The 12,220-nt window shown below is 69.2% G+C and carries 11 protein-coding genes and 1 pseudogene; 7 read left to right on the top strand and 5 right to left on the bottom strand.

Annotation, left to right across the window (positions count from 1 at the left end; all coding sequences use genetic code 11):
• Positions 1-29 precede the first annotated feature (29 nt).
• Together BLQ73_RS01145 and BLQ73_RS01140 are read right to left on the bottom strand one after the other, a co-directional pair.
• Positions 30-962, bottom strand: coding sequence for a carbohydrate kinase family protein (locus BLQ73_RS01145; protein ID WP_245690698.1), 933 nt, complete (start codon positions 960-962; stop codon positions 30-32).
• Between the two features lie 15 nt (positions 963-977).
• Complete coding sequence (locus tag BLQ73_RS01140) at positions 978-1,913, bottom strand: pseudouridine-5'-phosphate glycosidase (protein ID WP_093167281.1); 936 nt, start codon at positions 1,911-1,913, stop codon at positions 978-980.
• Between the two features lie 341 nt (positions 1,914-2,254).
• Between BLQ73_RS01140 and BLQ73_RS34435 the strand changes: the two genes are divergently transcribed.
• A complete protein-coding gene (locus BLQ73_RS34435) occupies positions 2,255-2,560 on the top strand; it encodes an FAD-dependent oxidoreductase (RefSeq protein ID WP_338056583.1) in 306 nt (101 codons plus the stop codon).
• On the opposite strand, the pseudogene BLQ73_RS33745 reads toward BLQ73_RS34435, so the two are convergent.
• Positions 2,471-3,307, bottom strand: a pseudogene (locus tag BLQ73_RS33745) (helix-turn-helix domain-containing protein); the annotation flags it as partial. The gene BLQ73_RS34435 and the pseudogene BLQ73_RS33745 overlap by 90 nt on opposite strands.
• Positions 3,308-3,536: 229 nt before the next feature.
• Here BLQ73_RS33745 and fxlM point away from each other — a divergent pair.
• From fxlM to BLQ73_RS01105, 6 genes are all read left to right on the top strand, one after another.
• Complete coding sequence (gene fxlM, locus BLQ73_RS01130; protein ID WP_245690657.1) at positions 3,537-4,781, top strand: methyltransferase, FxLD system; 1,245 nt, start codon at positions 3,537-3,539, stop codon at positions 4,779-4,781.
• Positions 4,778-4,903, top strand: coding sequence for an FxLD family lanthipeptide (gene fxlA / locus BLQ73_RS01125; RefSeq protein ID WP_093167277.1), 126 nt, complete (start codon positions 4,778-4,780; stop codon positions 4,901-4,903). The genes fxlM and fxlA overlap by 4 nt, the downstream gene beginning before the upstream one ends.
• A gap of 81 nt (positions 4,904-4,984) precedes the next feature.
• On the top strand, positions 4,985-7,702 hold the full coding sequence (locus BLQ73_RS01120) for a lantibiotic dehydratase (RefSeq protein ID WP_093167275.1): 2,718 nt from the start codon (positions 4,985-4,987) through the stop codon (positions 7,700-7,702).
• Positions 7,699-8,775, top strand: a complete 1,077-nt coding sequence (locus tag BLQ73_RS01115; protein ID WP_093167273.1) for a lanthionine synthetase C family protein — start codon at positions 7,699-7,701, stop codon at positions 8,773-8,775. Before BLQ73_RS01120 ends, BLQ73_RS01115 begins: the two co-directional genes overlap by 4 nt.
• A gap of 14 nt (positions 8,776-8,789) precedes the next feature.
• Complete coding sequence (locus tag BLQ73_RS01110) at positions 8,790-9,716, top strand: thiopeptide-type bacteriocin biosynthesis protein (RefSeq protein ID WP_093167271.1); 927 nt, start codon at positions 8,790-8,792, stop codon at positions 9,714-9,716.
• Between the two features lie 433 nt (positions 9,717-10,149).
• On the top strand, positions 10,150-10,785 hold the full coding sequence (locus BLQ73_RS01105; RefSeq protein WP_093167269.1) for a TetR/AcrR family transcriptional regulator: 636 nt from the start codon (positions 10,150-10,152) through the stop codon (positions 10,783-10,785).
• A gap of 43 nt (positions 10,786-10,828) precedes the next feature.
• On the opposite strand, the gene BLQ73_RS01100 is transcribed toward BLQ73_RS01105, so the two are convergent.
• Both BLQ73_RS01100 and BLQ73_RS01095 read right to left on the bottom strand, forming a co-directional pair.
• Positions 10,829-11,092, bottom strand: coding sequence for a hypothetical protein (locus tag BLQ73_RS01100; RefSeq protein ID WP_093167267.1), 264 nt, complete (start codon positions 11,090-11,092; stop codon positions 10,829-10,831).
• A gap of 96 nt (positions 11,093-11,188) precedes the next feature.
• Entirely contained in the window at positions 11,189-12,034 is an 846-nt protein-coding gene (locus tag BLQ73_RS01095) for a helix-turn-helix domain-containing protein (RefSeq protein WP_093167265.1), read from the bottom strand.
• Between the last annotated feature and the right edge of the window lie 186 nt (positions 12,035-12,220).

The following is a 12,220-nucleotide window of genomic DNA, read 5'->3' as shown; positions in this document are numbered from 1 at the left end:
GCTAATGGTGCAGCCTACGCGGCAAGTTATCAATCAGTGTCAAGTGGGTAAAGCTGGTTGGAGCCCAAACTTGGGCTCCGACGTATGCGCGGACGGCCTCCTACGAGGCTCACCGCATCGGCTCCCGCACGGCATCCGGAGGCCAGGGCCTCCTCGTCCCCGGCCCCGCCGAGCAGCGCGGTCAGGAACCCCGCGGCGAAGGCGTCACCGGCCCCGGTCGAGTCCACGACCTCGGCGGCGACGCCGGGCGCGGTCGCCGTCACCCGGCCGTCCCTGGCGAGCAGGGCTCCGTCCGGGCCGCGTTTCACTGCGGCCGTGCCGTACGTCTCGCTGAGGGCCACCGCGGCCCGCTCGGCGGTGATCTCGCCGGTGAGCAGCAGTGCCTCGTCCAGGTTCGGGATGATCAGTTTGGCTGAGGCGGTCTCGTGCAGGAATCGCCCGGGTCCGAACTCATGCAGAAAGCCTACCGACGAGGGGTCCACACTGATCGTCACCCCCCGTCCGGCGGCCTCCGCCATCGCCGTCCGGGCGAGTCGCAGCCCGGGTTCGGCGAACAGCGTGTAGCCGGAAAGATGCAGATGGGCCACGTCGTCGAGCAGGTCGTCGGCCCAGTCGTCGAGGCCGATGAGCCCGCCGGCGCCCCGGTTGGTGAGCATGGAGCGCTCTCCAGCGGAGTCGACCATCGCGATGACGACGGCGGTGGGGTGGTCCGGATCCATCCGCATGTGCGGGCGGACCCCGTCGCGCAGCAGTTCGGTCTGGTGCCACTCGCCGGTGTCGAAGCCGACGCGCGTGAGGAGGCGGGCGTCCGCGCCGAGGTGGGCGGCCCACGACGCGGTGTTCGCGCCTGACCCGCCGGGGCGCAGCACGATGTCGGCTGCGGTGTCGGTGCCGGTCGCGACCGGTGCCTCGTGAAGCGCGACGACGTCGGTGACAACGTCGCCGATGACGAGCAGACCCATACCGGCCACGCCTTCTCAGTTCTCCTTGGACCAGTATGAAGCGATTTGAGCGGCAATGGCAGCGTTTCCGCGTACTGCAGTGAGATTGGCCTCCAGGGAGGCCCCGCCGGTGCCCTTCACCAGGAAGTCGAGCAGGAACGGCGTGATCGCCTGGCCGGTGATCCGCCGCCGATCCGCCTCGGCCAGCGCCTCGGCGAGCACCCGGTCGTGCAGCTCGGGGTCGAGCTGGTCGGCCGGCGGCACCGGATTGGCGACGACGAGCGCGCTCTCCGCCCCGCCCAGGGCGTCCTGCGCCTTCATGATCGCGGCTGCCTCGGCGGGGGAGTCGACGCGCCAGTCGATCGGGATCCCCGACGTGTGCACATAGAACCCGGGGAACTCGCCGGTACGGTAGCCCACGACCGACACACCCCGGGTCTCCAGCCGCTGGAGCGTGGCGGGCACGTCGAGGATCGACTTGACCCCGGCGCACACGATCGTGATCCGGGTGCGGCTCAGCGTGTCGAGATCGGCGGACTCGTCCTGATCCACGGTGAAGCCCCGGTGCACGCCGCCGAGGCCGCCGGTCGCGAACACCCGGATGCCCGCGCGGGCCGCCAGGAACGCGGTCGCCGACACCGTCGTCGCGCCGCAGGCCGACAGCGCCGCCGCCACCGGCAGGTCGCGCTGCCCGAGTTTGCGCAGCCCCGGCTGGGTCGCGATCCGCTCAAGCCCCGCCTGGTCGAGCCCGATCCGCGCGACCCCGTCGAGCACGGCGATCGTCGCGGGTACGGCACCGCCCCGCCGTACGATCTCCTCAAGCTCGGCCGCCACCTCCAGATTGCGGGGCTGCGGCAGCCCGTGCGAGATGATCGTGGACTCCAGCGCCACGACCGGCAGCCCCCGCGCCAGGGCGTCCGCCACCTCCTCGGACAGGCGGATCACGGTCGAAGCTCTGCCGGTCGTGCTCATACGGGGGTTCGTCTCCCTGACTCGTGCCTTGCTGTTCCTTGCCCGTGCCCCTGCTGGTTCCCTGCTCATGTTCGGTGCTCATGTTCGACGTCCACGCGCGACGCTCATGGGTCGCCTGGAACGTCACCAAGTTGGAACGTTGCAAGATCGTCTTTTGTTCCACGGTTGCGGGGTGACGCGAGGGCGGTCTCCCGACCGGCTGCCCGGATCGGACGGCCGAGCGCCTGGGGCGGAGTGGAAAAGTGTTCGCTCCTCGTTGAGGAGGTTACTCCTCGCGGGGGATTCTGGGTATCTCGTTGAAGCTCGTCATCGCTCGTAACGTTTGTCTGGTTCGTTATAAGGTGCCGGCAAGGTCAACGAGAGAGGACCCCACCGTGCGCTATGACGTGGTCGTCGTCGGAGCCGGGCACAACGGGCTGGTCGCGGCCGCCTACCTCGCGATGGCGGGCCGGCGCGTGCTGGTCCTCGAACGCCACGGCCACGTGGGGGGCCTCGCCGTCTCCGCCGCCGAATCTCCTCCCCTCAAGAGCCTCCAAGGCCCGTCCGATCAGGCCGCGGACGCCGTCGCCATAAACGGCGCGGGACATGAGGGCGTCCCATGCCTGCCGGTACATGGCGAGTTCGTCGGGATGGGTGAGGGTGAGTAGCCCGGACAGCAGCTCCACCTGGACGTGTTCGCGGTCGGGGAAGGTCGAGATGTCAAAGGACTCGCGTGGCCTTACGCCCCGCCGGTCGGCGTCCATCGGGATGACCGCCAAGAACACCGTTGGCAGCCGTATGGCCTCCAGAAGGTGGAGGAGCTGTTCACGGTGGACGTCCGGACCGAACTGGCGGAACCGCAGAACGGTCTCTTCCAGGAGGAATATGAACTGGGCCCCGTGGCGACGCAGATTTCGCTGCCGTCCGAGCCGTTCAGCGAGAGCTTCGGCGACGTCGTCGGGTTCTACACGGCGATCGCTGCGGACACCACGCAGAACCTGCTCCATATAGCCAGGCGTCTGCAGCAACCCCGGGATGACCTTGGTCTGGTAGGTGCGAACGAGTGTCACGCGGGACATCGCGTCGCCGATGGTGAGCTTCTGGCGGGCGTTCAGGCCTAGGCCGCCGGCTTGTTCGCGGAGCGAGAGCCAGATGCCCGCCATGTTCGCCTGCTCGGCGAGCAGCTCGGCTGTCAGCTCGGGGGACGCGCTGGTCAGCGAGCACCACAGCCGCACGTGATCGGCGGTGATGGTGCGGCGGCCCTTCTCGACCTGCGATACGACGGCCGAGGCCGACCAGCCGGCCCGTCGCGCGAACTCCACACCGGACAGCCCCGCACCGGTCCGGAGGTCGCGCAGCCGTGTTCCCAGGCGCTCGCGGGCGGCCTGGGCGGAGGAGGAGGACGAGGTAGCCATCACGTGCATCATGCCGACCGCCCCGGGCTCGCGCCCTCTGGTTTAGCGGTGATTAGCAACCGTCCTATATATCCGGTTTCCTGTCTGACCAGGCGGGAAGTGAGCATCGCTCTGTCACTGCTAAAGGTAGCTAAATTCCTGGCCCACGAGGCGGGGTAGCGGCAGGGTGGTGGAGCACGCGCGAGGCGGTGATCGCGGTGGCGGAGAGGACTTCAAAGGGGGAACGCCAGTGAGTGTCGACACCATGAGCGGTGGGGATCTGCGGAACGCGATGGTGGATCGGCTCGCGGCCGACCATCAGGCGAAGAACCTGGTGTTGCGGCCGGAAGTGGAGGCGGCCATGCGGACCGTCCCGCGCGAGCTGTTCACCCCGGGTCTTCCGCTGGAGGAGGCGTACGCGAACACAGCCGTCATCACCAAACGGCTGCCCAGCGGGGAGAGCCTCAGCTCGGTGTCGGCACCGTTCCTCGTCGCCGAGATGCTCGGCCAGGCCGCCGACGCGCTCGGTGGCCTGGCCGGACGTTCGGTGCTGGAGATCGGCTCTGGCGGATACAACGCCTCTCTTCTGCGGGAGCTGGTCGGTCCTGCGGGGTCCGTCACGACCGTCGATATCGACTCGGACGTCACCGACCGGGCTTCCAAGTGCCTGGCGGCGGCGGGTTACCACGATGTCACCGTCATCTGCGCGGACGCCGAGCATCCGGTCGTGCCGGGCCGCGGTTACGACTTGATCATCGTCACGGTGGGGGCGTGGGACGTGCCGCCCGCTTGGCGGGACCAGCTCACCGATAGCGGCGTGCTCATCGTGCCGTTGCGGACGTTCGGGATGACCCGTTCATGGACGCTGCGCCGGGACGGCAACCGCATGGTGAGCCACAGCCACCGCCAGTGCGGGTTCGTGTCCATGCAGGGTGACGGGGCCTCCGAGGTCCGGTACGTCGACATCGCCGACGGCGTTCACCTGCGGCTGGACGAGGGTCAGTGGATCGACCCCGCCGCCACCGAAGGTCTTCTCGCGCTGCCCCGCGCGGAGGCGTGGGCTGGGGTGGCCTTGCCGCCCCGCACGATGCTGTCCGACCTTGACCTTTGGCTGGCGGCCCGGCTGCGGGAGGAGTTCGTGGTGCTGTCAGCGCAGAGTGAAGCCATCGAGGCCGGGACCGTAGCGCCGTCCTGGCAGTACGGCGCCCCCGCCACCCTTCGGGACGGCACGTTCGCCTACCGGTCCGCGCTCGCCTGGACCGGCAAGCTCTTCGACCTCGGTTCCTACGCTCACGGCCCGCAGGCCGAGGCGGCTGCTGGACGGATGGTCGAGCACGTGCGCGCCTGGCTGAAGGCAGGCAGCCCGGCACCGGTCCTGAACGTCCTTCCCGCGCACACACCGGACGGCGACCTGCCGGACGGAACGGTCCTGGACAAGCGGCACAGCCGCCTCGTCCTGACCTTCACCCCCGATGAGAAGGGAAATGCCGAATGAACCCCGAGAACGAGCTGAACCTGCGCCTGGTCGACGCAGGACCCGCCGCCAACGCCTACGCCACCAGCACCGACGACAACTGCGGCAGCGGCAACACCGGCTCCGACGCCTGTTCGGGCTGAGCACCGCACCGTCCGAGAGGGTCCGGTCCACACCAGCGACCGGACCCTTCATCCGCCATCCTTTCGAACGCGGAGCGAGACATGTTCCAAGCGGTCGACGCAACGTTGATCAGGGCCGCCGCCTACCCCCAAGGGCTCACCTTCCCCGCGTGGCCTGACCTCACCAGCTACCGACCGTCCTCCTGGGTGGAGTGGTTGCGGAACGTGTGGGCGCTTCCCGAATTCGCGGAAGCCGTCGGGCTCGCCTCCCCGGATCTCAGCGCCCAGATCACACGCGTACTGGACGGCGATACGGTCGACGCACGCAGGCTGCGACGTCTGACCGAGGCGACGGTTCGATACGTACTGCGGTGGAGGACACGGGCGACCCCGTTCGGACGCTTCGCCGGAGTGGCATCAGGCCGCCTTGGCACGCACGCCGCGTTCTGTTGGGATGAGAAACATCACGCGGTTCCCCACCCACGCGAGCACCATGGGACCGCCGATGGCTTCCCTGCCCTGCGCACCGCTTCGGTCGTGACCAGTTCACTCGGGTACGTACGGGGCGGGGCCTGGGTGACACCCTGCGTTCGCGTCGAGGGCGGCCGGCTCTGGGACGCGGAGGTCGACTTGACCGGCCCGGCAGCGATCGCAGTCGAGGCCGCCCGGTCGCCTATCCCATTTGTCGACTTGGCCGAACTCGTCGCCAAAGAGCCTGACGGCGACCTCGCGGCGGCCGAGGTACTGCTGGCCGGCCTAGTGAACGCAGGGATACTCCTCACGGACACCCGACGGAGAATGATCACCACGGATGCCGACAAGGCCCGTGCCCGTTCCGAGGATTTCGCCGGGACACCTGTTGATCTCCGCCTGGACTGTTCGGTGACGCTTCCTCCGTCCGTGGTCGGCGAGGTGCAGGACGCGGCTTCCGCGCTTGTCGCTGTTGCCCCGCGCTTCGCCTGGGCAGCCGATTACCACCGGTCCTTCATCGAACGATGGGGCCCCGGCGCGGCCGTGCCCGCCCGCGAAGTCCTCCGGGTTCTCGGCTACCCGGCCGGATACCGGACCTCAACCCGGCGCAGGTCCCAGGTACCGCATACGAGGCGAGACTCCGTCCTGTTCGTCCTCGCGCAGGAAGCCGCGCTGGACGACGGGGCCGAGGTGCTGCTCGATGACGAGACGATCGCCGCGCTGCGCGGCGAGGACGACCGGGTGCCGATCCCGCACACCGAACTCCGGTTCACCCTCGCCGCAGACACCGTTCAAGACCTTGATCGCGGTAAGTTCACGTTGACGGTTGTGAGCGCGGCTCGGCACGCCGGTGTTTCCGCCGCTCGGTTTCTGCACCTGCTCGACCCCGCGGACCTCGACCGATTCCGGCGCGTTTATGAACAGCTGCTGACCGCGTCGCCTGGAGCATACGCCGTCCAGGTGGCCGCGCCTCCGCTGAATCTTCGGATCGCTGCTCTCGCCTGTGCCCCGGAGCTGCTTCCCGTCCTGCCCGTCAGCGAGTTTCATCCCGATCCGGCCGTGCAGGTCGATGACCTGGCCGTTGCCGGAGACGGCCTCCGGCTGTGGCTCGTCTCGCGTACCACAGGGCGGCCCGTCGAGCCCTTGCTGTTCAACAGCGTGCTGCTACCCACCGGGCAGCACCCCCTGGTCCGATTCCTCGTCGAGATCTGGACGGCGTTTCTCGCGCCTTGCGCCAGGTTCGACTGGGGCCACGCCATTCGCCTGCCGTTCCTCCCGCGCGTGCGGCGCGGACGGTCGATCCTGCACCCGGCTCGCTGGCTAGTCCCCGCGACCGCGTTCCCTGGCCGGAGAGCGACGTGGCGGGAGTGGAAGACCGGTTGGGACCGATACCGCGAGCGGTACCGGCTGCCGCGCGAGGTTTTCCTCGGCGAGGATGACGAACGGGTACGCCTCGATCTGGATGAGAATGCTCACCTCGCGCTGCTGCGCAGCCACCTCGACCGGTACCCGAACGCTGTTCTCACCGAAACCCCCGGGGCGTCGGGGTGGTCCGATGGACGACCTGCCGAGATCCTTCTTACGCTAGCCCGCACACGACCCCCTACCGTTTCCCGCGCGCGGCCGTGTCGTCCCGCCAGCGTCCTGCAGCACCGGCCCGGCCGGTCCCCGTGGCTGGACGCCCGCTTGTTCGGCAGGTCCGATGACATCCTCACCCACCTCACCAGCCATCCCCGTCTCCCTCCCGGCTGGTGGTTCCTACGTTACCCCGACCCCGAACCCCACCTGCGGCTCCGCATCCCGCTGCACACCGTCTCGTTCGCCGACGCTGCCTACGACCTCGCCACCTGGACCGAGCGCCTGCATGACGAGGGTCTCTTGACCGACTACCTGCTGACCACCTACCGGCCCGAGGCCCGCCACGGAACCGGCCCGACCCTTGCCGCGGCCGAGACGGTCTTCGCCGCCGACTCCCGCAACGCCCTGCGGCACCTGTCGGGAGACCGGCAAGCCGCCACCGCCGCCGGGATGCTCGCCATCGCCCACGGCTTCACCGGCGACGGTCCCGAATGGCTCGTCGGGCACGCACCCCGCCTCAGCGGGCCACGTCTCGATCCAGCCCAGCTCACCCGTTCCCGTCGCCCGTTCGGCGACGCCGACCTCTCCACCGCGCTGGGTGCCTACCGGACCCTCGTCGAGGCTGACGGCCTGGACGTCGACCAGGTTCTGTCTGATCTGCTGCACCTGCACCACGCCCGCATGATCGGAGTGGACGTCGCCTCCGAACGGCACTGCTTGCGTCTGGCCCGTGCCGTCGCCCTTACCCACCTCGCTCGGACAGCGTCATGACGGCGGAACAGTTTCTCGCCGACGGAGCAGCCGGAGTAGCCCTCCTCCATCTGGCGATCGGCGATCACCAGGGCGCGTTCGCGGCACTCGAACTAGCCGTCGCCGAAGGCGTGAGCGTCGCCGAGGGCGCGAGCCTGTACTACGGTGCCCCCGCCCTCGCGTTCGTCCTTTCCGCCAGCGACCACCCCGGCCTCGCCCGCGCCAAGGCCACCGCTATCAACGGAACCGCAGACGTGACCCGACGACGCCTGGAAACCGCGCACCGACGCATCGACCAACACCAGCGCCCCGACTACGCCGAATACGACGTAATCCGAGGACTGACCGGCCTTGGCGTCGCCCTGCGCCGGGTTGGGCGGACCGACCTGCTCCGCGACGTTCTCATCTACCTCGTACGCCTCACCGAACCCATCGGAGCCCTCCCCGGCTGGTGGTGCCGCAACGGCCCCCGCCGGGACCAGCCCACGCCCGTAGGCGGCCACGGCAACCACGGGCTCGCCCATGGCATCACCGGGCCGCTCGCTCTCCTGGCTCTCACCCACCTCGACGGCACCCAGGTCGACGGCCACGCCGACGCTATCCGGCGCATCCTCACCTGGCTGGACGCCTGGCGGCAGCACACCGCCGAGGGAGCGGCATGGTGGCCCCAAACCGTCACCCGCACCGACCTCGAAACCGCCCGCCCCACCCAGGCCGGCCCACTCCGCCCCTCCTGGTGCTACGGAACACCCGGCATCGCCCGAGCCCAGCAACTCGCCGCCCGCGCCCTCGCCGACCCCGACCGCCGGCGCGCCGCCGAAACCGCGTTCACGACCTGCGTGAACGACCCTGCCCAGATAAGCCGCCTCACCGACCGCAGCCTGTGCCATGGCACCGCCGGACTCCTCACGACGGCCCGACGGATCGCCTCCGACGCCATCCACCCAATTCCGCTAGAGCGCCTCGCCTGCCTGCACCGCTCGATCATCTCCCCGCCAGACGAACCCGCCGGGCTGCTCGAAGGCAGGGCGGGCGCTGCCCTGGCGACGACCGAGACGACGACCGCATGGGACGCCTGCCTCCTGCTTTGCTGACTGAAGGAACGAGCGTGGACGAGACACTCTGGAAGCAGGTGAACATCACCTATCCCGGCAACACCGCACGCGAACGCGAACGCGCTGCCGTCCAGCACCTGTCCAACGTGCTACCCGAAGCCGAGACCACCGGTATCACCTCTTGGTGGTTCATCCGGAAAGGCCGCTGGCGCATCCGCTATCTCGGCCCACCCCACCCCACACAGAACATCTTCACCGACAAGCACGCCTGGACCACCGACATCTACGAACCCGAGGTCCACGCCTTCGGCGGCACCCACAGCATGGACGCGGCGCATACCCTCTTCCACCACGACAGCCGCCACCTACTCGCCTACCTAGCCGACAACCCCGACGACCGGCAAGAACGATCACTTCTCCTCAGCGCGGCCCTCATGCGCGCGGCAGGACTCGACTTCAACGAACAAGGCGACGTCTGGGCCAGAATCGCCGAACAACGCGCCCCCCTGGCAGCCGAACCACCGACCCCTCAGGAATGGGCGTCCTACACCTGCGACGTCCGCCTGCTCCTCCTCGGCCGCGCCCGCGCCGACCTCATCGGCAATGACTGGCTCACCTCCTTCGAGGACACCGGCACCACACTCCGAGAACTACGCGAGAACGGCCGCCTCACCCGAGGCATCCGCGCGGTAATCGCCCTACACGTCATCTTCCACTGGAACCGCATGGGCCTCGCCGTCACAACCCAAGCCACCCTCGCCCGCGCCGCCGCCCAAGCCACTCTCGGAACCCTCTCCGACGACAAGGGCCCCTGCGAGCAACCAACGGCAACGTCTGGGAGCCAGAATCTCTCATCAGGAACCTTCGAGGAAACCCCCGCCTTCAGGCGGGGGAGGAATCGGACCCCCTGCGGGAGCAGGGCAGGGGCAGGCGTTCCGCCGCCAGGCGGAACGCCGTACGAACACACGCACGAGTCTTGACCGATCGTGCGATATGATGCGGGGAGTCTCAACGCAGCGAAGAACATCCTCGCCGCCGGGCTGGCGGAGAGGTGAAACGCCTGTGGAGCCGGTGTAAGACCTCAAGGGGGATCCCTCCTGGCGGGCGGCTGGCGGTGAAGCAGGAACCCTCACGGGCGACCGTGGGAATCCCCTCCCTTCAGGGAGGGGAGGATGTCAAGAGCGAGCCATGCCCCGGACACACCTGTTCGTTATGTGCGGTCGGGACATACCAACGCCAGCCACCGCCGCCCGTAGGGAAACGGTCTTGTTCCCCCCTCCACGAACGCGGCGGCGGGGCCAGCGGGATACCGGGCCACAACGCGGCGATGGCCGTACTCCGGCGCGCCTGACAACTGCGGTCGTCAGCGTCCACAGTGTCTACAGTGTCCGCGCCGCTCTGTATCCTCGGTGAGTGCGGAGTGCGGAGAGGTCCCGGAGCAGCCGGGCCGACCAGGCCGATCAGCGCAGGGCCGAGCTGCTCGACGCGGCCCGCAGAGTCGTGCTCGACAAGGGGCTGGCCGGCACCAGGGTGGCCGACATCGCCAAGGCCACCGGCGTCAGCGGCGGTCTGATCCACTACCACTTCGCCACCAAGGACGAGCTGATCACGGCCATGCTCCGGGCCACCCTCGACCAGGAGAGCGCCCGGCTGGCCGAGCTCACCGAGGGGCCGGGCGGCCCGGTGGAGCGCCTCGACCGGCTGCTCAGGTTCTACATCCCCGAGTCGCGGTCCGACCAGAGCTGGATCCTGTGGATCGACGCGTGGACCTCCGCGGTGCGCGAGCCCGCCATCCGCGAGATCGTGCTCGAACTGGAGGCCGCGTGGTCGGCCGCGGTCGAGCGGGTGCTGCGGCACGGTGCGGCGTCGGGAGACTTCACGTGCGACGACCCGGCGGGGGCGGCCGAACGCCTCGACGCGATGCTCGACGGCCTCATCGTGCGTTACACGCTGCACCCGTCGGCTCTGTCGCGGGCCCGCCTGCTTGAGCACGCCCGCATAGCCGCCGCCCGCGAGGCCGGCATCGACCCGGGCGCGTTCCCCGCTTGAGCGCGATCTCAGGATCGCCTGGGCCGCAGTGCGGCGCGGTGCCTCAGTGCGGCAGAGCGGCCAGCAGGTAGGCCAAGCGGGAGGCGGCGTCGTCGATGTTGGCGACGTCGCCCAGCCGGTAACCCCACGAGGTGAGGAAATTGCCCTCCGGGCAGCAGGTCACCGTCTCGCTCAGCGTGTTGCTGAACCGGTTGCTCACGCTCACGTATGCCGGTTCGCTGCTGAGGGCGACGGCGTCGACCGACAGGTCGGCGTGCTGCCGCGCGGCGGCGGCGAACAGCGAGAGAAAGGACCCGGTGTCCGGCATCGTGCGTCACCTCCGCGTCAGGACTCGCGACAGGATTGCACGATCTTGACGTGGCAGGCAAGCAATTGCGGGAGTTGGGCCGCCGATTGCCCGCACCTATCCCTGCTCGGTAAGGCAGGCGAGCACGCGGACCACGATCGCGCGGGCGTCCTCCCCGAACACCGCGGCCCTTCTCAGCTCCTCGAACGCCTGCGAATAGAAGCCCACATCCTCCGCGTCGCGCAGCATCAGATCCTTGGTGCGCGTCGGCACGCTCACGAGATCGTCATCGTAGATCCAGAAGCCGTCGACCGGGGCGGCGGGCAGCTCCGTCTGGAAGGGGATGATCCCGAACTCCACATTGGCCAGCGTGCCGACCGCGAGCAACCGGTCGAGCTGCCCCAACATCACATCGGTAGGGGCGAGCCGGTAGTAAAGCACCGCCTCCGGCATGAGAAAACGGAACGTGCGCGAACGGTCGTACAGGATCTCCTGCCGCTGCATGCGCACCCGGATCGCCGCGTCGACCTCATCGGGCTCGCTTCTCACCCGTTTGACCTTGGAGAAGATGTGCCGGGCGTATTCCGCCGTCTGAAGGAGCCCGATGACCAGGCCGGGCTCGAACACCCGGAACAGCCGGGTGCGTCCCTCCACGTCGCGGATGTTCTCCTGGAGCACGGCCAGTCCCGCCCGCTGCCGGTGCCGCCACGAGTCCGACTGCTCGTGCAGCCCCGCGGCCAACGCGATCAGCTCGCCCGCCACGGCCTCGTCGGCCTGTACGGCGTGAGCCCACGCGGCCACATCCGCCTCGGTCGCGTTCTGGCGGGCGTTCTCGATGCGGGACACCTTGGAGGGCTGCCACGCCATGCGCTCGGCGAGCTCCTTGCCGGTGAGGCGGGCGTGTTCACGCAGGCGCCGCAGCCGCGTAGCGAGGTCGAGCCTGGCCTGCTGAAAGCTGCTCACGACTTCCTCCGCGTCGCGCGACCGCGTGTCCGGGTGCCGGAATGTGGTGCCGTGCCCGCTCGCGCGCCCGGCGCCCGGCGCCGCGGCACCGGGTCCCGAGGAGCATGGCCTCGACGAGGCTAGTCGCCTGCCCGGTCGAGGGCCATGCAGGGCCCGCAATCGTGATCAACCTCGGAGCCTACCCTC

Origin of the sequence: Sinosporangium album, assembly GCF_900100605.1 — a bacterium.
Lineage (GTDB): Bacteria > Actinomycetota > Actinomycetes > Streptosporangiales > Streptosporangiaceae > Sinosporangium > Sinosporangium album.
The sequence above is the reverse complement of the archived record's forward strand: the minus strand, read 5'-3'. Positions and strand labels throughout refer to the sequence as shown.